Below are 25,863 nucleotides of genomic sequence, written 5' to 3'. Positions count from 1 at the left end.
CCCAAACCGATCATGTCCCTACCGGCCGCAACGAGCCTGCGGCGTACGCTGCTGCGGCGCCTCGCCGCCCCACTGTCGCTGCTCGCCTTGATGAGCGGCCTGATCGCCTATTGGCTTGCGTGGCAGTACACGCAGCACGTGGTCGACCGATCGCTCGCCGACCTCGCCACCGCCATCTCCAAACAGATCCAGATCGCCGGCCCCGACGCGCCCGTCACCGTGCCGCCGCTCGCCCAGGCGATGTTCTCCGATCCCGTCGAGCATCTGGTCTATCGCATCAGCAACGGCGAAACCGAAATCGCCGGCGATCACGATCTGCCCCTGCAAGGCACCAACGTGCGCCGCATGCATTACGCGTACGTGTTCGAGACCATTTATCAGGGCGTGAGCGTGCGCGTGGCGCAAGTGCGCGTGCCGCAGCCGCACGGCAATCCGATCGTCGTGGAAGTCGGCCAGCCTGTGCATCACCGCTTTCGTATCGCCGCCGAATTCCTCGTGGCGATCATGATGCCGCTGTTACTGCTGCTGCTCGCGGGCTGGGTGATCGTGTGGCGCGTGGTGAACCAGCAGCTCAACCCGCTGACCGATCTCGCCGATTCGCTCAACCGGCAGACGCACACGTCGCTGGAGCCGGTCGACGAAACCTATGTGCCCGTCGAGATCCGTCCGCTCACGGGCGCGCTCAACGCGCTGCTCGGGCGTCTGAAGACCGCGCTCGAAGGCCAGCGCAAATTTATCGCCGATGCCGCACATCAGCTGCGCACGCCGCTCACGGCCGTGAAGCTGCACGCGGAACAGGCCGTCAACGCGCGCGAGCCGCAGAAGGTCAACGACGCCGTGCGCGAACTGCGCGCCGCCGCCGATCGCGCGGTGCGCCTCTCAAATCAGTTGCTGTCGCTCGCACGCGCGGAACCGGGCGAACAGGCCGCGCGTTTCGTCGATATCGACATGTCCGCGCTTGCCTTCGAAACCGGCGCGGAATGGGTGCCGCGCGCGCTTGCGTGGCATGTCGATCTGGGCTTCCAGCGCCTCGACGATCCCGAGAACGACACGCCGCTGATGGTGCGCGGCAACCCCGTGCTGCTGCATGAGGTGATCGCCAATCTGCTCGATAACGCGCTCAAGTATTTGCCGCCCGCACGCGCCGATGGCGGGCGCATCACCGTGACGGTTTCGCAAAGCGTGGCCGATGGTGTGCCGATGGCGGAAATCGTCGTCGAGGATAACGGCCGCGGCGTGCCGCAAGGACAGCAAGCCGATCTCTTCAAGCGCTTCTTCCGCGGCGACGGCCAGAGCGAAAGCGGCGTCGATAGCGGCGCGGGTCTGGGCCTGGCGATCGTGCACGACATCATGACCCTGCATCGTGGCAGCGTGCATTACGAAGATGCGCCCGAAGGCGGCGCGCGCTTCATCGTGCGTGTGCCGCTCAACCAGCGTCGCGCCGGCAGCACGAAAACGCTGAGCCCGGACGACGCGCTCGCGCACAAGAGCGCGGCATCGCACGACGCGCCTGCAGAGACCAGCGAGAAAAAGCCTTCGCATCAGGCGCCGATCGATCTCTGAGCGCATTCAACGCAGCAACAAAAAACATGGGCCGCAATTGCGGCCCATGTGCTTTTCGATCACGCGACGCCCAAACAACGGCATCGACGTCAGCGCCTCATTTCTTCTTTTTGCTCTTCGACTTCGCGCTCTTGCCCTTCTCTTCGCTTTTCTCGGGCGGCGCGAGCATCGTGCCACGGCACTTGCGGGCGCCGCAGCGGCATTCGTATTCGCGCTTGAGCTTCTTGGTCTGCTTCGCGTCGATCACGAGACCGTAATCGTAGAACAGTTCCTCGCCGTGCTCGATATCGCGCACGGCGTGGATGTACACGTGCCCTTCGATCTCTTCGGCTTCGCAGTTCGGCGCGCACGAATGATTGATCCAGCGCGCGCTGTTGCCCTTGATCTTGCCGTCGATCACGTCGCCGTCGTCGAGCGCGAAATAGAAGGTGTGATTCGGTTCGTCGGGGTTATGCGGATGACGCCGCAATGCTTCCTTCCACGAGATGCGCTCGCCCTTGTATTCGATGAGGCGTTCGCCGGCCTCGATCGCATCGGCCGCAAATACGCCCTTGCCGTGTACGCCCGACTGGCGCACGACGATCCTGCGTACACTCATTGATGGAATCCTTGTGAAGTATCGCGTCCTGCGCTTCGCGGCGCGACGAGAAAGCCGCGCTCCACGCAAACACGGCGCCATGTCGGCGCCGCGCTCGTGTGCGTGCATCGAACTGCATGAGCCGTGCGAGGCGCGCCACAACCGGCATCGTACACGTTCGCGCCTCTTTCGTTCAACCTGCTGCACGCAACTCATTCATCGCGCACGATGAATGAGTCAGTGTTGCGCTTAACGTTGACCGAGCGTGGTATCGCCGAACAGATGCTTCTGCTCGCGCGGTTGCGAACGCCAGTACTGCGGCGGCGCGCTGACCGTCGCGCCCAGTTGCGCAGCGGCGTGCCACGGCCAGCGCGGATCGTAGAGCATCGCGCGCGCCATCGCGATCATGTCGGCTTCGCCATCTTCGATGATCTGATTCGCCTGCAACGCATCCGTGATGAGGCCCACGGCGATCGTCGTCATGCCGGTTTCCTGCTTCACCTTGCGCGCGAACGGCACCTGATAACCGGGCTCGACCGGAATCTTCTGCAACGGCGAAACGCCGCCGGAAGACACGTCGATCCAGTCCGCGCCGCGCGCCTTGAGCGCCTGCGCGAACACGACCGTATCGTCCGGCGTCCAGCCGCCGTCGACCCAGTCGCTCGCCGAAACGCGCACGCCCACGGGCCGGTCTTCAGGAAACTCCGCACGCACGATGTCGTAGATTTCGAGCGGAAAACGCATGCGGTTTTCGAGCGAGCCGCCGTATTCGTCGGTGCGCTGATTGGCGATCGGCGAGAGGAATTGATGCAGCAGATAACCGTGCGCGCAGTGCACTTCGAGCGCGTCGATACCGAGTCGCGCCGCGCGGCGCGCGGTCGCCGCAAACGCGTTGCGCACGCGATTCAGACCGGCGGTGTCGAGCGCGAGCGGCGGCGTTTCGTCGTCCTTGTGCGGCAGCGCCGAGGGCGCGTGCGGCAGCCATCCGCCATCGGCGACGGCAATCAGCTGGCCGCCTTCCCAGGGCACCTGACTCGATGCCTTGCGGCCCGCGTGCGAGATCTGCATGGCGATGCGGATCGGCGAATGACGGCGGATGGCGGCGATCACCGGTTCGAGCGCGGCTTCGGTGGCGTCATCCCAAAGGCCGAGATCGCCGGGCGTGATGCGGCCATCGGGCTCGACGGCGGTGGCTTCGATGCACAGCATCGCCGCGCCCGAGAGCGCGAGATGACCGAGGTGGATCATGTGCCAGTCGTTGGCCTCGCCGCGTTCGGCCGAGTATTGGCACATCGGCGAAACGACAATGCGATTGGCCAGCGTCACGCCACGCAGCGCGAGCGGTGAGAAGAGCTTGCTCATGGGGAAATAATGCGGACGGTGGTGAGGAGCGTCCGAGAATAGCACGCGCTTTTGACAGGCGCTTTCAAGGCCCGCGAGGCGCGACGGGGCGCCTCGGGCGGCTTATCCGCTGAAGAAATGCGCGGTTAAATAACGTCGCGAAAATGTCGCAGTAAGGTCGGAATAACGTCGCCGACCGTCGGCTTCAGGGCTGCTTCGCCGGCGCGTTTGCAAACTGCTGGTCGAGCGCGTCGAGCCATTCGTGGAACATCAGGCCCGCCTGGGTTTCCAGACGCGGCGCATGCTGCGCCGTTTCGGCGCGCAGAACATTGATGTCGATACCCGCGGCATCGAGTTCGCCCGCGTTGCCGATCAGCCAGGGCTCGAAGCGGTCGGCGCGCACTTCGGGATGACATTGCAGCCCGAGCACGTGATTGCCCCACGCAAACGCCTGGTTCTCGCACAGCGGCGTGGACGCCAGACGCGTGGCGCCCTGCGGCAGATCGAAGGTGTCGCCGTGCCAGTGCAGCATCGAGGTCGAGGCGCCATCGACGTGACGCAGCGGCGATTGGCGGCCGGCGTCGGTGAGCGTGAGCGGCGTCCAGCCGATTTCCTTGTGACCCGACGCATAGACGCGCGCGCCCAGCACACGCGCGATCAGCTGCGCGCCCAGGCAAATGCCGAGCGTGGGCAGACCCGCCGCGATGCGCTTTTCGATCAGCGCGGCAATCGGTGCAAGTGTGGGATAGCGTGCGTCGTCGCAGGCATTGATGGGACCGCCGAGGATCACCATCAGCGACGCAGAAACGGGATTGAGTGCGCCGACGCGGGCAAAACCGACATCGACATAACGTACCGGCCGGCCCCGGTCGCCGAGCACGCGCTCGAAACTGCCGAGGTCCTCGAAATATACGTGGCGAACGGCCAATACTTCGCGATTCATCGGCAAATCCCTGGGTCAGCTACGCAATTCGACGCGTGGCGCCGGCAGCGGGCCGGACACACATCGGGGGTACGTGACAGGCACGCTGGAAGCACGCCAACGCGTGTCACAGCCGTGCGGCAGACGGCGCGGGAACGACGCGCCACAAGGGACGCCTCGCCAACCCGCCCCACGAAACCGCCATGAACGCAGCACGTCAGGCGCAGCCGTCCATCCGATGAACGGCGCGGCTTCGTACCGGCCGCAGGTTTCGTGGGCTTTGCGTGGCGCTACATGGCGTCGTGAGACGCTACGTAGTGCCACGTAACGCTATGTGACCTTAAGTCACATCAAGCCGCGAAGATCTTCCAGTTTTTCTTCTGGGTCGTCGCGTCGGCCTGTTCGTAGACCGAGCAATCGAGACGCAGATCGGTATCCGCCATCTGGATGCCGAGCAGCGCACACTTGTGCGGCGTCTTCTTCGGGGTCTTGCTGGGCTCGAAATGCGTGCAGGACAGGCACATGCGGTGTTGCGGCATGGCTTCCTGCGATTCGAGCACGTAGACGGTCTTGAGCAGCGTGCGGTAGAACGCCGATTGCTCGTCCGCGCGCAGCGTGTTGACGGCCTTCGAGAGGAAATCCGGCCATTGTGCGGCCTTCTTCGCAGCCGTACGGCCACGCGCGGTCAGACGCACCGCGAGCGCGCGGCCATCGTCGAGCGCGCGGCGCTTTTCGACGAGACCCTTGGTTTCGAGCGTGCTCACTGCATCGCTGGTCGTGGCGGCAGTCAGTGCCGTTTCACGGGCGATCTCGCCGAGGCGCATCGGCCCCTTGCGCTGCATCAGCAGCACGAGAATTTCGCCCTGGGTCGGCGTGAGGCCTGCGCCTTCGGCCCAGTCCCACGCCTGGCTCCGCATTGCCGTGCTCAGTCGCAGCAGGCTATGGGTCACCCGCCCGGCTGCCTGCTCTCCGTATACGCCTTCGCTCATAGTCTTTCGCTGGTTATTTGGCAGCTTTCGCTGCGTCGTCAGCCGCCGCATGCGCCGACGGCCTTGTGGGAAACCTTGTAGGCAATCTCAGTGAATCGCCCACACCATCTCAAAAAATTCCTGCTTCGCACGCGCTGAAAACTCTCGTAATCGCACGCTGCATCCAGTCATTTCCTGTTGCCTGGCAGACCCGAAGCTTCCTTCGCAACCTCGTGCCCGCGCAGCAAACCGACATTCTATGCGAGAGTGGCAAATCGCACAGCTAACTTATCAAGCCGCAATTGTGGATAACCAGTTAGTAAGTGCACTCAAGGTCTGTGGGCAAATTACCGGCCCTGCACAATTGCCGTTTGATTCGCATTCCGGCTATCGCGATCCGCTCTTGCCAGGCGAGCGCACCGCGTCCTCGCGTGCATGACGCAGGCCCTTGAGTTTTCAGGCATTTCCGCGGTTACCCACAGACACCATGAGGCCCTGCTGCACACTATTGCCCATAACGGCGCAAAGATCAAAAAAATAAGAACACCCTGGTATCTTGCCTGGGACAAAAAATTTTTAGTAAGTCGGCGCAAAAGTCCGTTGTGTGCTTCGACACGCGGCCGCGAAGGCTTTCTGGTAGACCTTCTGGCAAGGCTCAAACGACAAGGGCAGCCCGCAGGCTGCCCTCTCGTACTGCGGTTTTCAGCCGCATTTCAGCGGATTTTCACCGGCCAGGCCACGCGCGCTGTCCGCCGTTTTCCGCTTTTCATGGCTTTTTCCATCAGGCTCGCCAACGCAGACACTGCTGGCGCACGGCCTCGTGCAGCGATTTTTCATCGGCGACCACGCTGCGCAGCCAGCTCGCATCGTTGTTCTGGTTGCGCGCGATCGTGCCGATTTCGGCCAGCGCGCGCGTCGAGCCGAGCGCCTCGCCATGCGGCGCGATCTTGTCGAGCGTGGCCAGAATGTCTTCGGAGATGGTGCGGCGCTCGCCCGTCTGCGGATCGACACAGGTGCCCGCAAGACCGAAACGGCAGGCCTGGAAGCGGTTGAACGTGTAGACGAGATAGTCGTCTTCGAGCGGCTGGATCGGCCGGTCGATCAGCAGATGGCGCGCCAGCGTCTGGATGTAGCAGGCGATCGCCGCCGCGCGCTCGACCGACAGCGGCGTATCCATCACGCGCACTTCGATCGTGCCGAAACCGGGCTTCGGGCGAATGTCCCAGTAGAAGTCTTTCATGCTGTTGACAACGCCCGTGTGAACCATCTTCGAGAAGTATTCCTTGAACTCCTCCCAGCTCAGCACGAACGGCGCACGGCCGGACAACGGGAACGCGAACACGGAATTCAGCCGTGCCGAATGAAAACCGGTGTCCACGCCCTGCACATACGGCGACGACGCGGACAGCGCAATGAAATGAGGAATGAAGCGCGAAAGCGAATGCAGCAGGAACAGCGCGCTATCGGCATCCGGGCAGCCGATGTGGACGTGCTGGCCGAACACCGTGAACTGCTTGGCCAGATAGCCGTACAGCTCCGAAAGGTACTGAAAGCGCGGTGTATCGACGATACGACGGTCGCTCCACTGCTGGAACGCGTGCGTGCCGCCGCCGCACAGGCCCACGTTCAGGCGGTCGGCGGCGGCGACCAGCACGTCGCGGATCTTGCGCAGATCGGCCACCGCCTGCTCGTGATGCGTGCAGATGCCGGTGGACAGCTCGATCATGCTTTCGGTGATTTCGGGCGTGATATTGCCCGGAATCTCCTGATCCTTGATGAGGCGCATGAGATCGCTGCCGGCTTTGGTCAGATCGTAATCGTGCGTGTTGACGATCTGCATTTCGAGTTCGACGCCGAAGGTGAACGGCTTCGAATCGATAAACGTTTCCAGTGACATGACGTCCCCTCTTTCGGCCACGCCGCGCGCGCCACCCGCTTCATGATGTGATGAAACGAAGGCAGCGCGTGCGGCAGGCAGTGTTTCGTGGCGGCGCGCTCAGGATGGCGCGGCCGCCGCCATCATTGCTCGTCGCGCTCGCCGACGAGCGCCAGCGCCCGGTACACGAGCCACGGCCCGAGCAGCTGCAATACGACGATTGCACACATCATGATCGCGCGCAGACGCGGATCGAAGCCCGGGTACAGATCGTAGGTGTCCTCCATGAGCAGCAGCGCGAGCGCGGACATCGGCGTGAGCGCGATGCCCAGCGCGACGCCCTGCTTCCATTCGAGGCCGCTTGGCTTCGCGAAGATCAGCACGCCGACCAGCTTGGCCACCAGACGCGCCACGATCAGCCCGGCCGCCGCCAGTCCGCCGACCAGAATGTCGTGCCATTCGAACGTGGTCATGGTCAGCACGAACAGGATCACCGTGAGCAGCCAGCCGGCCGTGCCGAAATGCTGTGGCCACAGTTGCGGGCGCACTTCCAGATTCTTCACGATGATGCCCGCGGCCAGCAGGCTCAGGATGGTCGAGAGCTTGAGCAGGTGCGCCACGGCAATCGCCAGCAGCACGAGGCCGAACAGCGCAACGAACGAATGCTCGTCCTGCGGGCTCAGGCGCCGGTAGAACAAGGTGCAGGCGCGCGCGAGCACATACGCGACCACGATCGAGCCGACCAGCAGATAGAGCGGCTGCAGGATGGTGGCAAACACGTTGCCGTAGATTTCCTGATGCAGCCAGCTGGAGGCGAGCTTTTCGATCACGACCGCATACATGCTGTTGAGCGCCGTGAGCGTGATCAGGCGCTGCGTGACCTGCCCTTCCGCGCGCAATTCGGTCTTGAGCTGGATCACCATGGCGGGCGACGTGGCCATCGCAATCGACGCTACGACGATTGCGACCATCGCCGGCACGGAAAGAAACAGCAACACGGCCAGTACGAGCACGAAGGTGAGCGTGGCTTCGGCAAGACTCGAGAGGATCAGCCACGGACTGCGGCGAATCCAGCGCAGATCGAGGCGGCTGCCGAGTTCGAACAGCAGCAGGCCGAGCGCGACATCGAGCAAAGGCCGCGCGGCGTTCGCCGTATCGATATCGATCACACCAAAACCCGCCGAACCGGCGATCAGGCCGATGACGGCATAGCCCGAAATACGCGGCAAACGCCAGGCGCGGTAGCACAGCTCGCCGCACAGACCGGCGGCCAGCAGCGCGAGGCCTGCCCAGAAAATGCCGTCGGGCTGCAACGGCCACGCGGGAAAGAACGAAAACGCCGACTTCATCGTGAAGGCTTCTCCTTGGCAACACCTTCCTGCAGGGGACCGAAGCGGCGCTGAAGCCCGCTTGGGCCGGCACAGAAGACAAGTCCAGCTGTCCAACGTACGAGTACCGCTACGGCCCGCATCATGGGCAAGCCGCGTGCCACGCAGACATAACACATGCGTGGCGAACGCGCGGCGAGGCGGTTCGCGAGCAGGAAGTTCCGCGTCAGCCGGGGACGCGCAAGCCCGCAGCCTGTATCAGGCAGCGGCTGGATTGCAGCGAACGACGGCGGGGAACCTCGCACCGGTGCCGCTTGCGCGGCGCACAGCAGGTCCAGGCGCGTTCTTTAGGGATTGTCGGCGCCTGGGTGGGTGAACGAACGCAGCCGGCTGTCCTGAGCACTGAGATTCAGTTCAGGCGGCATCCGTTCCGTGGACGCGTCGGCCATTTGATACCGATTTGATGTCGCTAGATATGGCGGGTGACGCGGAAAAGAACGGCGATTGTGCCATAGCTTTTTTGCAATTGTCCCGCTTCGAACGATGAAGCCAGGCGATGCCGGTAATTGCGCCCGCTTTGTACAAAGTTCAACGACGATGTGGAAAAAATGACCGTCGGCGCGCTGTTGAACTTCAGGCACCGGATCGACCAGCACAACAGTGCCGTTAACGCTTTTCCTGCCGACAGCGGTGGCGCCAGCTTCAGGTTTACGGTTTACCGTATGTATACGTAGTAGAAGTTAACAAGGGGCGCCCTTTCCTGTGGATAACCCCTGTATACCTATGTGAATCATCGGCTTGGCGTTCGCACAACCCGTCGCATACCGTGTGGCATGTTGCCTGGCAATCAAGAATAACTTTTTGAGGGCGCAAAGCGGTCGTCGAGTTATCCCGTTTACGCCCACATCGCGCCCACACCAAACTTGTCCACAACTCGCGCAGTTATCCACATGTTCGCGGGGATAACTGTATTGGTCGCGTTGTAAGCTTCGATGTAAGGTTTGCTTTCGTTTTCTGGAATTAGAGGCTGCGCTGGCGCAAGGCGCGCTGCAGGAAGCGCGCCGGATCGATCTGTTCGGCCAGTTCGCGTTCGAGCGGCCAGGGTTCGCCTTCGAGCTGCGAAGCGATCAGTTCGGCCCCCAGCGCCGCCCAGACGAGACCGCGCGAGCCGAAGGCGAATGCACCGTAAAGGCCAGGCGTGCGCGGCAGATCGAGCGGCCAGGCGCCCGACAGACGCTGGGCGTCCTGGCGTGCGGCGGTTTCGTCGCCAAGCTGGCCGATCATCGGCATGCGGTCGCTGGCGACGCAGCGCAGCGCCACGCGGCCGCGCCAGCCAGTCGATGGTTCCGCGGCGGCGGCCAGTTCGGGCAGCATCAGCGCGACGCGTTCGAGGTTTTCCACGTGGCCGGGCGCGCGCAGGTCGAGATTCGTGTCGTCCACTTCGTAGGTCGCGCCCGCGAGCGTCACGCCGCCGTCGAGCGGCACCGCATAGCCGTCGCCGATCACGGGCACGCGCAGCGCCGCGAGCGTGCTCTCATCGACGAGCGTGAGCTGGCCGCGCACGCTGCGCGTCGGTGCAAAGTCGAGCGCGGCGGCACGCGCGGCATCGTGCGCGTTGGCGAAGATCACCGCGCCCGCCTGCGTAATCAGCGTGCCCTTGTCGTCGAAAACCTGCCAGGCGTCGCCGTTACGTTCGAGTTTCCCCACTGGCACGCCGTAACGCGTTTCCACCTGCGCGCCGCTGTATGCGCTGGCCGCGGCGATCTGCGCGCGGCACAGCGAAGCCGGATCGATCGCGCCGCCAAGCGGATAAAACCAGCCGCCCTGCGCGAGTTCGACACCTGCGAGGGCCTGCGCCTGCTCGCGATCGACGCCGTGCACGAATTCGTTGGGATAACCAAACGATGCCAATGCTGCCGACACCGCGCGCGATTCATCGTCGGTGGCGAGATGCAGGAGTCCTGCATGACTGCGTGTGGGCGCATGGCCGAGCGCATCGAGCGCGGCCCAGCGTTGCAGCGCATAGAGAAAGCCCGCGCGCGTGATGCGCGAGGCGCTGCTGTCGTCGCGTGAAATCAGCGGATGGAATACGCCAGCCGGGTTGCCCGAAGCTTCGAACGCAGGCGCCGAGTGGCGCTCCAGCAGCGTGACGCGCCAGCCGCGCGCAGCCAGCCGCTCCACCAGCGCGCTGCCCGCAAGCCCCGCGCCGATCACGACCGCGTGCCGTTCGGCGAGCGGCATCGGCATCGGCGGTTCGTAACGGCGTACGCGCCAGCGCGGCGCGAAGCGCCCCGTCAGCATCGCCCATTTGCCGCTGAAACCCGGCGTTTTGCGGAATTCGAAACCGTTTTGTTCGAGCGCGCGTTTGACATCGCCTGCGCTGCTCCAGGTGGCGAATGTGGCGCCTTCGCCTGCTACGCGTGCGAGCGCCTTGAAGATCGCTGGCGACCAGAGTTCGGGATTTTTCGCGGGCGCGAAACCGTCCAGATAGATCGCATCGGCGCGTAACCACATTTTGGGCAGCGCCTCGACGGCGTCGCCGAATGTGAGCGTGAGCGTCACGCGCCCGCCCTCGAATTCGAGCCGATGGGTGCCCGGCACGAGCATCGGCCACGCTTGCGCCAGTTGCTGCGCGAGCGCGGCGAATTCGCTGCGCGGCGCTTGCGCAGTGACGGTGGCGAGCACCGCGCGCAGATCCTCGCGCGCAAACGGATGCTTTTCCACCGAGACAAAATGCAGGCGCTCGCAACGAGCGGGGTCGGCGCGCCACGCTGCCCACGTCGTCAGGAAATTCACGCCAAGACCAAAACCCGTTTCCAGCACCGTAAAAATGCGCTGTTTTTGCCAGCGTTCGGGCAAATCGTTGCCCTTCAGAAACACGAAATCGGCCTGTTCGAAGGCGCCTGAAGGGCTGTGATAGACGTCGCCGAAGGTGGGTGAAAACGGCGTGCCGTCCTCGCGAAAGGCGAGCGTGGCGGGAATCAGGGTGGCGGTCATGACTGGCGCGAAGGCGGCGAAAGCGGGAAATTGCGGCGAAATGCCCGTGGGCTCTGGGTTTGCGGCCGCAAAGCGTTGGCGGGACGCAACGCGAGAATGTTAAATCGATGCATGCCGGCTGCATTCCTGAAGCGGCAAACATCAAAAATGTGGGATGGCGCAAAAAAACCCGCGCGGACCCCTCTAAATCTTCGAAACCCTTGTCGTTATTGGGTTTGCGCTGCGCTATCATAGCAAGCGCCGCCCAGGGAAGCGGCAGCACGGACGTTGCGGGAAAGTGCAGGCACTCGCCAGCCCTTCAAGCCGCGACGCAAATCCCCGGGGTGCTCCGGGTCCGCGCTGCTCGACGGCGCGGCACGCGTCCGTATAATCGGCGCGTTCGCGCTGTTCGTGTCAACCTAAACACAGAAAGGAATATCTCAATGAATAAACAGGAACTGATCGACGCCGTCGCAGCACAGACGGGCGCTAGCAAGGCTCAAACCGGTGAAACGCTGGACACGCTCCTCGAAGTGGTCAAGAAGGCTGTGTCGAAAGGCGACGCAGTCCAGCTGATCGGCTTCGGCAGCTTTGGCTCGGGCAAGCGCGCGGCACGTACGGGCCGTAACCCGAAGACCGGCGAGACCATCAAGATTCCGGCAGCCAAGACCGTCAAGTTCACGGCTGGCAAGGCGTTCAAGGACGCCGTCAACAAGCGTTAAAGCAATACCGCTTTAAGTTGACACCCGCCCCTGGCGGGTTTTTTTTCGTCCAACGGCGCCGCATTGCACGGCGCCGTTGTGGTTTTCGCCCGCATTTCGCAGGCTATTTTCAGCGTCGATCAATCGTGACGGTGGACGATTTCGCCTTCGCCATCGTGGTCATGATCGTCGTCTTCGTCGAAATCCCAGACCGGGAACGGGTCGGCGTAAGCCTGCCAGGCGTCGGGGCCTGCTGCGAATTCCGCATCCGTGACGAGGCAGGCGTCGAGCTTCGCGCGCCACGCCGCATGATCCAGATTCACGCCGATCATCACCAGTTCCTGACGACGGTCGCCAATGCGCGCATCGTTCGCGTCGCCAAACCAGTCGCGCGCGATTTCGGCTTCGAGCTCGGCATCCTGCGGCCATTCTTCGCGCGGCTGCGCGGCCCACCACGTACCCGCCGGACCGTGGCGGCACACGCCGCCCGCCTGCGAAAGCTGGCCGGCCACGTCGTTACGCGTGGCAAGCCAGAAAAAGCCCTTCGAACGCAGCACGCCGGTCCATTCCTGATTCAGCAGCGCCCACAGACGCTCTGGCTGAAACGGCTTGCGCGCGCGATAGACGAAGTTGCCGATGCCGTAGGTGTCGGCTTCGTTGCGATGCTGGTGATCCGGATGGCTGCAATGCGCGCCGCAGGCATCGCCGTGGTCATGGTCGTGGTGGTGATCGTGATCATGATCGTGCGCGTGATCGGCGTGATCGTCTTCGTGCAGCGAAGCGAGCCAGCCCGGCGCGCTCGCGGCGGCGTCGAAATCGAAACGGCCCGTATTGAGCACGGTTTCCAGCGGCACTTCGCCGAAACGGCTCACCACCTGCACCGCGCGCGGATTGATGCGCGCAAGGATGTGCTGCAGGCGCGCGAGATCGTCGGCGCTCACGAGATCGGCCTTGTTGAGCACCAGCACGTCGCAGAATTCCACCTGCTCGATCAGCAATTCGACGATGGTGCGGTCGTCGCCCTCGCCCACCGTCACGCCGCGTTCGGCGAGCGGGTCGGCGCTGGCGTAGTCGCGCAGGAAGTTGAACGCGTCCACCACCGTGACCATCGTGTCCAGACGCGCGAGATCGGCCAGCGACCCGCCGTCTTCGTCGGTGAACGTGAAGGTTTCGGCGACCGGCATCGGCTCGGCGACGCCGGTCGATTCGATCAGGATGGCGTCGAAGCGCTGGCCCGCCTGGGCCGGATCGGCCAGACGGCGGATTTCGGCCAGCAGGTCGCCGCGCAGCGTGCAGCAGATGCAGCCGTTGGACAGCTCGACGAGACGTTCCTCGACGCGCGAAACCGCGGAGGCGTCGCGCACGAGCGCCGCGTCGATATTGACGGCGGCAAGATCGTTGACGATCACGGCCACGCGCAGACCGGCGCGGTTGGCGAGGACGTGGTTGAGCAATGTGGTCTTGCCCGCGCCCAGAAAACCGGAGAGCACGGTGACGGGCAGTGGCGTCTGGTTCATCGCAGTGTGCAGTAGAAAAAGGCAGGAAAAACGGTCCGCGCGGGCAGTCCGGCGGCGCAAGCCTGCATTTTGCACCATGCGGGCGTGCTGCGCTGTCAGGCGCAGCGCCGAAGCAGGTTCAAGCCTTACGGGGCGCGGGATGCGCGGCCGTCAGGGCATCAGCTTCCATTTACGCAGAATGGCGGCGATCTGCTGGGCGTACTGATCGCGCAGCGCCGGCGTTTCCGAATGGTAAGCGCCGACTGCAGACCAGGTATTGCCGTATTTATTCATCTTCTGGCGCAGATGCCAGGCGGCAATGTAGACGTTCTTGCACGGCTCCATCAGCGTGCTTTGCGAAATACCGTACTGCGCGAGCGCGGGCAGATGAATCGAGTTGATCTGCATCACGCCGTAGTCGGTCGAACCGTTCGCATTCCTGTGCATTGCATCAGGCGTGTTGTGCGACTCCTGCCACGCGATGGCGCGCAGGATCAGCGGATTGACCTTCTGGTAGCGGGCGGCTTCGTCGAAACAATCGGCGCGTGCGGGCGCGCTGGCCAGTGCGGCGAGCGAGAGCAGAACGGCGATCGTGGAGGACGCAACCTTTTTCATTGCAACGGCGATAGAAGTGCAAAACGGAATGAAGCGGTCTGGACGACACCGCGCGCGAACTCACGCGAGCCGTTGAAACTGCGGGAAAACCCGCGTCTTGCCGATGCAAGCTGCGCAGTCCCAGATCCACGCCGCCCGTATGATACCGGCAGTCGATGACGCTTCAAACAGACCGAACGGCCAGAATGCCTGCTTCCTTACGCAGGTCAATTCTTACAAATGCCTTGTGCCGCGATCAGCGTACTAGAGGAAATCCCCAGACGTTTTCGCTTTGTGACAAATTCGACACGAAAAGCTGCTACTGTTCCTCTTTTTGGTGAGCATCGGTTGCCGGGGAGGAGCGTCGGCAGTCGGCGGCGGTTGGGGAGCCAGGCGGGTGCACTCGAGTGCACCAGGCGGGCTGTTCGCACGGGCACGATGCACACGTTGAGCACGATAAGTACGACTAGCCGGCGGTGTCCATTGCCGGCTTCGATATGACACCCATGAGAAGAAATCGTATGGCTTTGCGTCGCGTCGCCACGGCGCTGCTCGTGAGCGGACTGATGACGGCGCAGCTCGCCTATGCCCAGGTCACGCTCAACTTCGTCAACGCCGATATCGATCAGGTGGCGAAGGCAATCGGTGCGGCCACCGGCAAAACCATCATCGTCGATCCGCGCGTGAAGGGGCAGCTCAATCTCGTTTCCGAGAACCCCGTTCCCGAAGATCAGGCGCTCAAGACGCTGCAATCGGCGCTGCGCATGCAGGGCTTTGCGCTCGTGCAGGACCACGGCGTCCTCAAGGTCGTGCCGGAAGCCGACGCCAAGCTGCAAGGCGTGCCCACCTATGTGGGCAACGCGCCGGCCGCGCGCGGCGATCAGGTCATCACCCAGGTGTTCCAGCTGCGCAACGAATCGGCGAACAATCTGCTGCCGGTGCTGCGTCCGCTGATTTCGCCGAACAACACGATCGCGGCCTATCCGGGCAATAACGCGCTGGTCGTGACCGATTACGCCGATAACGTGCGGCGCATCGCGGCGATCATCGCGGGTGTCGATACGGCGGCGGGCCAGCAGGTTCAGGTCGTGCCGCTGCACAACGCGAATGCGCTCGACATCGCGCCTACGCTGCAGAAAATGCTCGATCCGGGCGCGATCGGCGGTTCCGATCCCACGCTCAAAGTGACCGTGCTGGCCGATTCGCGCACCAATTCGGTCATGCTGCGTGCATCGAATCCGCAGCGCCTCGCGGCCGCGAAGGAACTGGCGAAGCAGCTCGACGCGCCGACCAGCATGCCCGGCAATATGCACGTGGTCGCGCTGCGCAACGCCGACGCCGTGCAACTCGCCAAGACGCTGCGCGGCATGATGGGCAAGGGCGGCAACGATTCGTCGTCGTCCGGCAGCGGCGCGAATTCGTTCAACCAGAACGGTGGTGGCGGCAACAACAGCACCTCGACCGGTGCATCGGGCACGCCGCCGCTGCCGAATTCGCTGAGCAACAGCGGTTCGTCGAATAATCCGATGGCGGGCGGCGGCTCGTCGAACGGCAACAACAGCGATTTCCTCGGCGACAACAGCAAGGACAAGAGCGACGACAACGCGTCGGGCGGCGGCATGATCCAGGCCGACGCCGCCACCAATTCGCTGATCATCACCGCGCCGGACCCGCTTTATCGCAATCTGCGCAGCGTGATCAACCAGCTCGACGCGCGTCGCGCCCAGGTTTATATCGAAGCGCTGATCGTCGAACTGAATTCGAATACGAACGCCAATCTGGGCATCCAGTGGCAGATCGGCACGGGCAATGTGCTGGCCGGCACGAACCTCTCGACGGGTGGCGGCAACAGCATCATCAACCTGACGGCAACGGCGGCGGCCAGTGCGGCGACGGGCGGCCTCGGCCTCGCCAGTTCGCTCAGCGGCCTGCAGCAAGGCCTGAACGTAGGCTGGGTGCACAATCTGTTCGGCGTGCAGGGGCTGGGCGCACTGCTCCAGGCGCTCTCGCAGACCAACGACGCGAACGTGCTGTCCACGCCTAACCTGATCACGCTCGACAATCAGGAAGCGAAGATCGTCGTCGGGACCAACGTGCCGATCCAGACCGGTTCGTACTCGAATCTCACGAGCGGCTCGACGAGTTCGGCGTTCAATACCTACGATCGCGTCGATGTGGGTCTCACGCTGCACATCAAGCCGCAGATCACCGAAGGCGGCATCCTCAAGCTGCAGCTGTACACGGAAGATTCGGCAATCGTAAACGGCACGACCAACGCGACGACCAATCCCGCCGGCCCCGATTTCACCAAGCGCTCGATCCAGTCGACCGTGCTGGCCGATAACGGCGAAATCATCGTGCTCGGCGGCCTGATGCAGGACAACTATCAGGTCAGCAACAGCAAGGTGCCGCTGCTCGGCGATATTCCGTGGATCGGCCAGCTGTTCCGCTCGGAAAACAAGACCCGCTCGAAGACCAATCTGATGGTGTTCCTGCGTCCGGTGATCATCAGCGATCGCGATACGGCGCAGGCGGTCACGTCGAACCGTTACGACTACATCCAGGGCGTGACGGGCGCGTACAAGTCGGACAACAACCTGATGAAGGACAAGGACGATCCGGTCGTGCCGCCGATGCCCCTGGGCCCGGCCGAAGGCGGTTCGGCGCTGAATCTGTTCGATATCGACAAGATGCGCCGCGAGCAGGTCATGCGCTCGGTGCAGCCGGCCTCGGGCGCGAGCGCGGCGCAGATGCAGCCCGTGCAGACCGCGCCGGTGCAGACCCAGACGATCCCGGTTCAGACGATTCCGGCGCAAACCGCGCCCGCGCAATCGGGCGATCAGCAGCCGCTGACGACTACGCCGAGGACACAGCCTTGAGCACGGCCGATACGCCGCGCACTGCGCCCTCGCCGATCGCGGCGCGCCTCGTGCCGTACAGCTTCGCGCGCAGCGGCCAGATCCTGGTCGCGCAACAGCACGCCGACGGCCTGGAAGTGTGGATCAGCGAGCGCACTTCGGGTGCGTCGATCGCCGAGGTCGCGCGCAACTTCGGCGCCTTCACGCTGGTACGCGTGCCCGCCGACGAGCTTGCGCTCGCCATCAACCAGGCTTATGCGCGCCAGGACGGCAGCGCCGCGCAGGTGGTGGGCGAAGTCGAAGGCGAAGTCGATCTTTCGCGTCTGATGCAGGACATTCCCGAAGTGGAAGACCTGCTGGAATCCGAAGACGACGCGCCGATCATCCGCATGATCAACGCGCTGCTGACCCAGGCGGCGCGCGAGCAGGCATCGGATATTCACATCGAGCCGTTCGAAAACGCGTCGGTCGTGCGCTTTCGCGTGGACGGCACGCTGCGCGACGTGGTGCGGCCGAAGAAGGCGCTGCACGGCGCGCTGATCTCGCGTATCAAGATCATGGCGCAGCTCGATATCGCCGAAAAACGTCTGCCGCAGGACGGCCGTATCACGCTGCGCGTGGGCGGGCGGCCGGTGGACGTGCGCGTGTCCACGCTGCCCACGGGTCACGGCGAGCGCGCTGTGCTGCGTCTGCTGGAAAAAGACGCGCAACGCCTGAATCTGGAAGCGCTCGGCATGGCGTCGGATACGCTCGGCCAGTTCGACCAGCTGATCGCCAAACCGCACGGCATCGTGCTCGTGACCGGGCCAACCGGTTCGGGCAAGACGACTACGCTGTATGCATCGATGTCGCGGCTCGAAACCGCCACGACCAACATCATGACCGTGGAAGACCCGATCGAATACGATCTTTCGGGCATCGGCCAGACGCAGGTGAACGAGCGCATTGGCATGACGTTCGCGCGGGCGCTGCGCTCGATCCTGCGTCAGGACCCGGACATCATCATGATCGGCGAAATCCGCGATCTGGAAACCGCGCAGATCGCCGTGCAGGCGTCGCTCACGGGCCACCTCGTGCTCGCCACGCTGCACACGAACGATGCGGCTTCCGCGGTGACGCGTCTGACCGATATGGGCGTCGAGCCTTATCTGCTCGCGTCGTCGCTGCTCGGCGTGCTGGCGCAGCGTCTGGTGCGCCAGCTTTGTCCGCATTGCAAGGAAGCGCGCGTGGAAGAAGATGGCCGCACGCGCTATCACCCGGTCGGCTGCGAGCGCTGCGGCAATTCGGGCTACTCGGGCCGTCGCGGCGTGTATGAGCTGCTGCTGATCGACGAACCGATCCGCGCGCTGATTCACCGCAACGCCGCCGATGCCGAAATCTTCGCCGCCGGCCGCGAGCAAGGCATGCGCACGCTGCGCGAAGACGGCGAGCGCTGGCTCGACAAAGGCACGACCTCGCTCGAAGAAGTGCTGCGTGTGACGGGCGGAGCGTAGCGGTCATGCCGGCATTCCGTTTTGAAGCGATCGACGCCGCGGGCAAAGCGCAAAAAGGCGTGCTCGACGCCGATAGCGCGCGCAGTGCGCGTCAGCAGTTGCGCGGCCAGGGCCTCACGCCGCTGGTCGTCGAACCGGCCGCGAGCCGCACGCGCGGCGCGCGTCAGCAGCGTCTGGCGCTCGGGCGCAAGCTCTCGCAGCGCGAGCAGGCGATTCTCACGCGCCAGCTCGCGAGCCTGCTGATTGCGGGCCTGCCGCTGGGCGAAGCGCTGGCCGTGCTCACCGAGCAATCCGAGCGCGACTACATCCGCGAACTGATGGCCGCGATTCGCGCCGAAGTGCTCGGCGGCCATTCGCTGGCCAATGCGCTGGCGCAGCATCCGCGCGATTTCCCCGATATTTACCGTGCGCTGGTTGCGGCGGGCGAACACACGGGCAAGCTCGGTATCGTGCTGTCGCGCCTGGCCGACTACATCGAGCAACGCAACGCGCTCAAGCAGAAGATCGTGCTGGCGTTCACGTATCCGGCGATCGTCACGTTGATCGCGTTCGGCATCGTCACGTTCCTGCTCAGCTATGTGGTGCCGCAAGTGGTGAACGTGTTCGCGAGCACCAAGCAGCAGCTGCCGTTTCTGACCATCGTGATGATGGCGCTGTCGTCGTTCGTGCGGCAATGGTGGTGGGCAGTGGTGATCGTCGTGGCGCTGGTGGCGTGGGTCGTGCGCGCGACCTTGCGCCGGCCCGGCCCGCGTCTCGCGTTCGACCGCTGGCTGCTGACCGCGCCGCTCGCGGGCAAGCTCGTGCGCGGCTACAACACGGTGCGTTTCGCGAGCACGCTGGGCATTCTGAGCGCGGCGGGCGTACCGATCCTGCGCGCCCTGCAGGCCGCGGGCGAAACGCTCTCGAACAAGGCGATGCGCAACAACATCGACGATGCGATCGTGCGCGTGCGCGAAGGCACGTCGCTGTCGCGCGCGCTCGGCAATACCAAGACGTTTCCGCCGGTGCTGGTGCACCTGATCCGCTCGGGCGAAGCCACGGGCGACGTCACGACCATGCTCGATCGCGCCGCCGAAGGCGAAGCGCGCGAACTCGAGCGCCGCACGATGTTCCTGACGAGCCTGCTCGAACCGTTGCTGATTCTGGCGATGGGGGGCGTGGTGCTGGTGATCGTGCTCGCGGTGATGCTGCCGATCATCGAACTGAACAACCTCGTGCAGTAAGCATTGCGGCGCTGCGCTGCGCTGCACGAGGCGGTTTTTTTAACGCACGTAGATGGTAGGACCGCCGGGGTTGGCGGGCAGGAAGATTTCGGAGTGCACGCCATGGCGGTCGATCACGATCGAGCGGGCGCGCACTTCGGCGAGCTTCGAATCCTGGCCGATCAGGCCGCCCAGCGAGATCGCCTTGGCCGGTTCGCCGCCGATGCTGACGATGGCCGCAGCGCCCTGCGAGAGCGCGAGGATGCCGAACAGATGGATATCCTGCGCGACGTTATGTTCGAGCTTGCCGCCGAACGGCGTGCCGGCCTGATCGAGCGAGACCGGCGCCTGGGCGGCGGCGGCCTGCACGGGCGCCGCGCGCGTAGCGGCGATTTCGAGTGTCCACCACGCTGCCGTGGCGCAAAACACCGCGAAGGCAGCGAGTGACAAAAGACGGATTTGTAGTGGGTTCATGCGTTCCATTGTACGGAGTAATGTGAACGTTTTGATGGCAGGAAGATGGCAGGAATCAGTGCGCGAAGGTTGTTCGGGAAAGTACCGGAAACGTTCGCGAAAAAGCGGGTCGCGAAGGCGTCATCGTGTGACATTACAATGACCCGTCATGTACGCGGATACGCTGCGAAACAGCTAGTGAAGCACGCAGCGAACCACGATCAACACCAGGAAACATCAGGAGGGAAGCAAGTCATGTCCATGTGGGCCAAATACCGTGGGCCAATCAGCCGCGACGTCATCGAGGGCCGGCGCGCGCGCCGTCAGGGCGGTTTCACGCTGATCGAAATCATGGTCGTGATCGCGATCCTCGGCATTCTTGCCGCGCTGATCGTCCCGAAGATCATGAGCCGTCCCGATGAAGCGCGCCGTGTGGCCGCCAAACAGGACATCGGCACCATCATGCAGGCGATGAAGCTCTACCGCCTCGATAACGGCCGCTATCCGGCGCAGGATCAGGGCCTGCAGGCGCTGGTCCAGAAGCCCACCACCGACCCGGTGCCGAACAACTGGAAGGACGGCGGCTATCTGGAGCGCCTGCCCAACGATCCGTGGGGCAATCCGTACCAGTATCTGAACCCGGGCGTGCATGGCGAGATCGACGTCTTCAGCTATGGCGCCGATGGCAAACCCGGCGGCGAAGGCAACGACGCCGACGTCGGTTCCTGGCAGTAGCCGCCCAGCCGCGATGTCACGCGTGGCGCGATCCGGTCGAATGGTGTTGAACGCATCCGATCCTCGCGCCGCGCGGCTTCGCCCCGAGTGCATGCCGATACGCCCCTCGCCGCGCATTTTCCTTCCGCTTGACCTCTTTTCAGCCCATGCAATCCCGCCCCATTCGCATCCCGCGCCGCTGTGACCGCGCGCCGACGCCTGCGCGCTCGGCGGGTTTCACGCTGCTGGAAATGCTCGTGGTGCTGCTGATCGCCGGACTGCTGGTGTCGCTCGCCTCGCTCTCGCTCACGCGCAATCCGCGCACCGATCTCAACGAGGAAGCGCAGCGTCTCGCGCTGCTGTTCGAATCGGCCGGCGACGAAGCGCAGGTGCGCGCCCGCCCGATCGCCTGGCAGCCGCTCTCCGGCGGTTTTCGCTTCGATGTGCGTACCGAGGACGGCTGGCGCCCGCTGCGCGACGACCTGCTCGGCCCGCGCCAGTGGGAAGGCGGCGTGACGGGCGTGTCGATCACCTACCCCGGCGGCGAAGACGATTACCACGCGAACCGGCTGATTTTCGGCACCGAAGCGGTCGAGCAGCCGGTCGAGATCACGCTGTTTTCGGCGGCGGGCCGCGCCACCATCATCGGCACCGGGACTGGCCGTTATGAGGTTCGTTGAGATGCGCGCCCGTGGCTTCACGATGATCGAAGTGCTGGTCGCGCTTGCCATCGTGGCGATCGCGCTTGCGGCTTCGCTGCGCGCCGTGGGCAGTCTCGCCGCGAGCGAGGCCGAACTGCACGACCGCCTGCTGGCCGGCTGGAGCGCCGACAACGCGCTCGCCCAGTTGCGCCTCGCGCATGCCTGGCCCGATCTCGGCGAACACAGCTTCGACTGCTCGGAGGGCAATCTGCGCCTGACCTGCACGCAGCATGTCGCGGCCACGCCCAATCCGGTGTTTCGCCGCGTGGAGGTCACGGTGACGATGCCGGGCCGCGACGGCAATCTCGCGCAACTCGTCACGGTGCTCGGCAATGAGCCGAACCGGTCCCTGTGATTTCCCGATGAGTATCCGACGCGCCCGCCCCGCCCGCGGCTTCACGCTGATCGAGCTGCTGGTCGCCATCGCGATCCTGGCCGTGGTGGCGATTCTGTCGTGGCGCGGCCTCGACCAGATCGTGCGCGGACGCAACGTCATTTCCACGTCGATGGCCGAAGAGCGCGTGTTCGCGCAGATGTTCGACCAGATGCGTATCGACACGCGCCAGGCCGTCAGCGACGACGAAGCCGGTTCGCCCGCCGTCGCCGTCGATGGCGGCGCGCTGCAGATCGTGCGCGCGTTCGCGGTGCCGCCCGGCGCGGCGCCGCGTCTGCAGGTGGTGCGTTATCGCGTGAGCGACGGGCGCGTCGTGCGTTACGCCTCGCCGCCGCTTGCCACCATCGGCGAACTGCGGCGCGCGCTGCGCGGCGGCGAAAGCAGCGCCTGGAGCGCTTTATCGATGATGCAGGGCGTGGGCTCGATCAACGCGCGCCTTTATGTGCCGAAGGTCGGCTGGACGTCCGATATGGGCGAAGTGCGCGGTCAGCTCAACGCCAACAATAACGGCGTGAAGGTCCCGCAGCTCGGCAACGCGCCGGTGCCGCGCGCCGTGACGGGGCTCGAGGTGAGCGTCGGCGCGCACGCGCTCGCGCGGCCCGTGACACGCGTTTTCCTGGTGGGGGAATGAGCATGCGCCGCCCCTTGTTTCTGCCTGTTTCACGGCTTTCGAGACTTTCCCGGCTTTCCCGACGCATAGGCGCGCGCGCAAAACAGCGCGGCGCGGCGATCATCACGGCGCTGCTGGTGGTCGCGCTGTCGGCGATCCTGGTGTCGGGCATGCTCTGGCGCCAGCAGGTGCAACTGCGCCGCATCGAGAATCAGCGTCTGCTGACCCAGGCGCAATGGATTTCGCGTTCGGCACTCGACTGGACGCGTCTCGTGCTGCGCTCGGAAGCCGATACCTCGGCGGGCGTGACCTATCTGGGCGGCGCGTGGGGCATGCCGGTTGCGCGCACGCGGCTGTCCGACTTTCTCGGCCAGATTGGCGAAGTGCGCGCCGATCAGGGCGCCGACACGTGGCTCTCGGGCTCGATCGAAGACGCCCAGGCGCGCTACAACTTGCGCAATCTGGTGACGGCGTCCGCGCCCGGCGCGCTGCAGCTCAATCTCACGCAGATCCAGGCGTTCGCGCGCCTGCTGCAACTGCTCGGCGTCGATGGCCAGCTCGCGAAGAACGCGGCGGTGTATCTGCGCTCGGGCCTGGCGTATTCGGTCACGCGCTTTCAGACCGCGTCGGCGGGCGTGACGGCGAGCGGCACCGCCGCGACCCAGCCGGTTGCGGGCGGCGCAGGCGGCGGCGCGAACTTCACCAGCAACCCCGGTCTTTCCGATGGCGACAGCAACAGCGGATCGGCGCCAATCCTCATGACGAGCGTGGACGCCCTGCTCGACGTGCCCGGTTTCACGCCCGACATCGTCGCGCGCCTGCGCCCCTTCGTGACGATCCTGCCGACCACCACGCCGGTCAACATGAACACGGCGACGGCCGAAGTGATCGCCTCGATCGTCCAGGGCATGAGCCTGTCGAGCGCGCAGGCCTTCGTGTCGCGACGCCAGACGGTGTTTTTCCGTAATCTGAGCGATGTGCAGCTCGCGCTGACCGGCGCCGGCAGCCCGCAGACCGGCATCGACTCCACGCTTTGCGACGTCAATTCGAATTACTTTCTCGTGCATGGCCGCGTGCAGCATGAGCGCGCGGTCGTGGACCGGACCACGCTCGTCTGGCGCGACCCGCTTACCCATGTGACGCGCATCGTGCGCGTTCGCGACGAATCATGAAACCGTACCAGTCCAACATCGAAAAGAGGTGCGTGTGAGCACGCTGATCGTCCTGATGCCGCCGCGCGACCCGGCGGTCCACTCGCAGGAATGGCAGTTGCCGGAACTGCCGTTCGCGCTGCTCGACAAGTCGGGCCGCACGCAGCGCGCGGGCCGCGCCGCGCTCGGCCTGTTGCCGAAAGCGTCGGCTACCGTGCTGCTGATCGCCGCGCGCGACCTGCTGATGATTACGGCCGCCGTGCCGCCGCTCAAGGGGCCGCGACTGCGCCAGGCGCTGCCCAACGTGGTCGAGGATCATCTGATCCAGGACCCGCAGACCTGTCATCTGGCACTCGATCCCACGCGCCTCGCCGATGGCCGGCAGACCGTGGCCGCCATCGATCGCGGCTGGTTCCGCTTTATCGTCGAAGGCTTTACGGGCGCGGGGCATCGCAACCTGCGCGCGGTGCCGGTGGCGCGCTGCCTGCCGCTCGCGCAAAGCATCGTGGCGCCCGTGGCCGAACCGGCGATGGCGGGCGAAGGCGCCACCGCTTCGAATCCCGCCGAACATGCCGATAGCGCCGTGCGCGAAGCCGTCACGGCCTGCGTGCTCGGCCAGGTGATGTCGACCGCGCCGGAGCTGCTGCCCGATCTGGCCGCCGCGCCTGCCGCGCCCGCAGCCTTGCTCGAACTCGCCATCGTGCGCGGCACGGCGGCCGAAGGCTTCGCGGTGCCGTCGGCGAGCGTGGCCGCGACCGTCGACGCGCTGGCCGGCGACGCCGACATCGCGCGCTACGTGCTGACCGGCCTGCCCGGCGAACCCACGCGCGCCGCCGACAAAGCCGCGCTGGCCGCCGCCCTGCCCGGCGCGCAGCCGCTCGCCTTCGAAACGCTCGCGCAGCGTGCGCTTGCCTGCAAGTTCGACCTTTGCCAGTTCGAGTTCGCCGCGCAGCCGTGGCGCCTCGACCGCGCGACGCTGCGCCGTCTGCGCGTGCCGATCGTGCTGATCGCGGCGTCGCTGGTGGTGGCGATCATCGGCGCGAATGTGCAGTGGCTGATGCTGGCGCGCCAGCGCGACGCCATCAACACGCAGATGACCGAACTGCTGCTCAACGCCTTCCCGAAAACCACCGTCGTGCTCGATCCGGCCGGCCAGATGGCGCGGCAGCTTTCGCAGTTGCGCGTGGCCGCCGGCGAGCCCTCGCCCGATGACTTCCTCGCGCTGTCCGACGCGCTCGCGCGCTCGCTCGGGCCGATTCCCGCGAACGGCATCGCGGCGTTCGACTATCACGAGCGGCGCCTGGACGTGACCTTCAAACCGGGCGTCAACGTCGATGCCGATCTGGCCAAACGCCTCGCGCGCAACGGCCTTGCGGGCACGCAGGACAGCAGCACCGGCAAATGGACCATCAGGAGCGCGTCATGAAGACATCGGCATTGAGCGGCGCGTGGGCCGATACCTGGAACGAGTTCTGGGAAGCGCGCTCGGCGCGCGAGAAGGTGCTGCTGACGTGGGGCAGCGCGGTGCTGGCTGTGGCCATCGGCTATTCGGTGCTCTGGCAGCCGGCGGCGGACGGCCGCGCGAAGCTGCGCGAGAGCCTGCCCGCGATGCAGCGCGAACTGTCGCAGATGACCGCGCAGGCCGACGAGGCCCGCACGCTCGCGGGCGCGGCGGCCAGCGTCGCTCCGGGCGGCCAGGCACTCAAGGACGCGCTCACGGCTTCGCTGGCCGATCACGGCATGCCGGGCGCGCAGGTGCAACTGATCGGCACGGCCGTGCAGGTGCAGATGAAGAATGCGTCGTTTCCGGTCTGGACGGGCTGGCTCGACGACGTGCGCAAGCAGTTCAAGGTGCAGGTGGTCGAGGCGCATATCACCGCGCTCAAGGCCGACGGTCAGGTCGATCTGACCGCGTCGCTGCAGCCCGCGAACGCGCGCTGAAACA

General features: G+C 64.9%; 23 protein-coding genes. 12 read left to right on the top strand and 11 right to left on the bottom strand.

Annotated elements, in window-relative coordinates; translation table 11 throughout:
• Window positions 1-12: 12 nt before the first annotated feature.
• Window positions 13-1,563: a sensor histidine kinase gene (locus G3N59_RS13700; protein ID WP_205983167.1), complete on the top strand. Its 1,551-nt coding sequence runs from the start codon at window positions 13-15 to the stop codon at window positions 1,561-1,563.
• Between the two features lie 97 nt (window positions 1,564-1,660).
• Here the strand turns inward: G3N59_RS13700 and G3N59_RS13695 are convergent, their stop codons facing one another.
• From G3N59_RS13695 to mnmC, 8 genes are all read right to left on the bottom strand, one after another.
• Window positions 1,661-2,161, bottom strand: coding sequence for an SET domain-containing protein-lysine N-methyltransferase (locus G3N59_RS13695; protein ID WP_205983166.1), 501 nt, complete (start codon window positions 2,159-2,161; stop codon window positions 1,661-1,663).
• 228 nt (window positions 2,162-2,389) lie between these two features.
• Window positions 2,390-3,502 carry an NADH:flavin oxidoreductase/NADH oxidase gene (locus G3N59_RS13690; protein WP_205983165.1) on the bottom strand — a complete coding sequence of 371 codons (1,113 nt, stop codon included), beginning with the start codon at window positions 3,500-3,502 and terminating at the stop codon, window positions 2,390-2,392.
• A 184-nt stretch (window positions 3,503-3,686) separates the two neighbouring features.
• Window positions 3,687-4,424: a glutamine amidotransferase gene (locus G3N59_RS13685; RefSeq protein WP_205983164.1), complete on the bottom strand. Its 738-nt coding sequence runs from the start codon at window positions 4,422-4,424 to the stop codon at window positions 3,687-3,689.
• Window positions 4,425-4,753: 329 nt separating this feature from the next.
• Entirely contained in the window at window positions 4,754-5,392 is a 639-nt protein-coding gene (locus G3N59_RS13680; RefSeq protein ID WP_205983163.1) for a MarR family winged helix-turn-helix transcriptional regulator, read from the bottom strand.
• Between the two features lie 760 nt (window positions 5,393-6,152).
• The gene (locus G3N59_RS13675) at window positions 6,153-7,268 is read right to left on the bottom strand and encodes a YbdK family carboxylate-amine ligase (protein ID WP_205983162.1); all 1,116 of its coding nucleotides are present in this window, start codon (window positions 7,266-7,268) and stop codon (window positions 6,153-6,155) included.
• A gap of 122 nt (window positions 7,269-7,390) precedes the next feature.
• Window positions 7,391-8,596: a cation:proton antiporter gene (locus tag G3N59_RS13670; RefSeq protein ID WP_205983161.1), complete on the bottom strand. Its 1,206-nt coding sequence runs from the start codon at window positions 8,594-8,596 to the stop codon at window positions 7,391-7,393.
• 326 nt (window positions 8,597-8,922) lie between these two features.
• Window positions 8,923-9,231: a hypothetical protein gene (locus G3N59_RS13665; RefSeq protein ID WP_205983160.1), complete on the bottom strand. Its 309-nt coding sequence runs from the start codon at window positions 9,229-9,231 to the stop codon at window positions 8,923-8,925.
• A gap of 364 nt (window positions 9,232-9,595) precedes the next feature.
• Window positions 9,596-11,572: a bifunctional tRNA (5-methylaminomethyl-2-thiouridine)(34)-methyltransferase MnmD/FAD-dependent 5-carboxymethylaminomethyl-2-thiouridine(34) oxidoreductase MnmC gene (gene mnmC / locus G3N59_RS13660; RefSeq protein ID WP_205983159.1), complete on the bottom strand. Its 1,977-nt coding sequence runs from the start codon at window positions 11,570-11,572 to the stop codon at window positions 9,596-9,598.
• A gap of 422 nt (window positions 11,573-11,994) precedes the next feature.
• Here mnmC and G3N59_RS13655 point away from each other — a divergent pair, with 422 nt between their 5' ends.
• Entirely contained in the window at window positions 11,995-12,273 is a 279-nt protein-coding gene (locus tag G3N59_RS13655; RefSeq protein WP_027815965.1) for an HU family DNA-binding protein, read from the top strand.
• Window positions 12,274-12,392: 119 nt separating this feature from the next.
• Here G3N59_RS13655 and G3N59_RS13650 read toward each other — a convergent pair whose 3' ends face one another.
• Both G3N59_RS13650 and G3N59_RS13645 read right to left on the bottom strand, forming a co-directional pair.
• Window positions 12,393-13,769, bottom strand: coding sequence for a GTP-binding protein (locus tag G3N59_RS13650; RefSeq protein ID WP_205983158.1), 1,377 nt, complete (start codon window positions 13,767-13,769; stop codon window positions 12,393-12,395).
• Window positions 13,770-13,919: 150 nt separating this feature from the next.
• Entirely contained in the window at window positions 13,920-14,363 is a 444-nt protein-coding gene (locus G3N59_RS13645; protein ID WP_205983157.1) for a lytic transglycosylase domain-containing protein, read from the bottom strand.
• 500 nt (window positions 14,364-14,863) lie between these two features.
• Between G3N59_RS13645 and gspD the strand changes: the two genes are divergently transcribed.
• From gspD to gspF, 3 genes are read left to right on the top strand one after another with little or no spacing between them, the layout of a single operon-like run.
• The gene (gene gspD / locus G3N59_RS13640) at window positions 14,864-17,221 is read left to right on the top strand and encodes a type II secretion system secretin GspD (protein WP_205983156.1); all 2,358 of its coding nucleotides are present in this window, start codon (window positions 14,864-14,866) and stop codon (window positions 17,219-17,221) included.
• Window positions 17,218-18,693, top strand: coding sequence for a type II secretion system ATPase GspE (gspE, locus tag G3N59_RS13635; protein ID WP_205983155.1), 1,476 nt, complete (start codon window positions 17,218-17,220; stop codon window positions 18,691-18,693). Before gspD ends, gspE begins: the two co-directional genes overlap by 4 nt.
• A 5-nt stretch (window positions 18,694-18,698) precedes the next feature.
• Complete coding sequence (gene gspF, locus G3N59_RS13630) at window positions 18,699-19,916, top strand: type II secretion system inner membrane protein GspF (protein WP_205983154.1); 1,218 nt, start codon at window positions 18,699-18,701, stop codon at window positions 19,914-19,916.
• 39 nt (window positions 19,917-19,955) lie between these two features.
• On the opposite strand, the gene G3N59_RS13625 is transcribed toward gspF, so the two are convergent.
• Window positions 19,956-20,369 carry a general secretion pathway protein GspC gene (locus tag G3N59_RS13625; protein ID WP_205983153.1) on the bottom strand — a complete coding sequence of 138 codons (414 nt, stop codon included), beginning with the start codon at window positions 20,367-20,369 and terminating at the stop codon, window positions 19,956-19,958.
• Window positions 20,370-20,609: 240 nt separating this feature from the next.
• Here G3N59_RS13625 and gspG point away from each other — a divergent pair, with 240 nt between their 5' ends.
• The 7 genes from gspG (at window position 20,610) to G3N59_RS13590 (ending at window position 25,859) form a co-directional block, all read left to right on the top strand.
• Entirely contained in the window at window positions 20,610-21,083 is a 474-nt protein-coding gene (gene gspG / locus G3N59_RS13620; RefSeq protein WP_205983253.1) for a type II secretion system major pseudopilin GspG, read from the top strand.
• Window positions 21,084-21,229: 146 nt separating this feature from the next.
• A complete protein-coding gene (locus G3N59_RS13615) occupies window positions 21,230-21,742 on the top strand; it encodes a GspH/FimT family pseudopilin (protein ID WP_205983152.1) in 513 nt (170 codons plus the stop codon).
• Window positions 21,729-22,118: a type II secretion system minor pseudopilin GspI gene (gene gspI, locus G3N59_RS13610; protein WP_205983151.1), complete on the top strand. Its 390-nt coding sequence runs from the start codon at window positions 21,729-21,731 to the stop codon at window positions 22,116-22,118. The genes G3N59_RS13615 and gspI overlap by 14 nt, the downstream gene beginning before the upstream one ends.
• Window positions 22,119-22,125: 7 nt before the next feature.
• Window positions 22,126-22,788, top strand: a complete 663-nt coding sequence (locus G3N59_RS13605) for a prepilin-type N-terminal cleavage/methylation domain-containing protein (RefSeq protein ID WP_205983150.1) — start codon at window positions 22,126-22,128, stop codon at window positions 22,786-22,788.
• A 2-nt stretch (window positions 22,789-22,790) separates the two neighbouring features.
• Window positions 22,791-23,939, top strand: coding sequence for a type II secretion system minor pseudopilin GspK (gspK, locus tag G3N59_RS13600; protein ID WP_241023420.1), 1,149 nt, complete (start codon window positions 22,791-22,793; stop codon window positions 23,937-23,939).
• A gap of 34 nt (window positions 23,940-23,973) precedes the next feature.
• The gene (gene gspL / locus G3N59_RS13595) at window positions 23,974-25,344 is read left to right on the top strand and encodes a type II secretion system protein GspL (protein ID WP_205983148.1); all 1,371 of its coding nucleotides are present in this window, start codon (window positions 23,974-23,976) and stop codon (window positions 25,342-25,344) included.
• The gene (locus G3N59_RS13590; protein WP_205983147.1) at window positions 25,320-25,859 is read left to right on the top strand and encodes a type II secretion system protein M; all 540 of its coding nucleotides are present in this window, start codon (window positions 25,320-25,322) and stop codon (window positions 25,857-25,859) included. Before gspL ends, G3N59_RS13590 begins: the two co-directional genes overlap by 25 nt.
• Window positions 25,860-25,863 lie beyond the last annotated feature (4 nt).

It is taken from the genome of Paraburkholderia sp. Ac-20340 (genome assembly GCF_017104965.1).
Lineage (GTDB): Bacteria > Pseudomonadota > Gammaproteobacteria > Burkholderiales > Burkholderiaceae > Paraburkholderia.
Note: the sequence above shows the minus strand (reverse complement) of the source record. Positions and strands in the feature narration are given on the sequence as shown.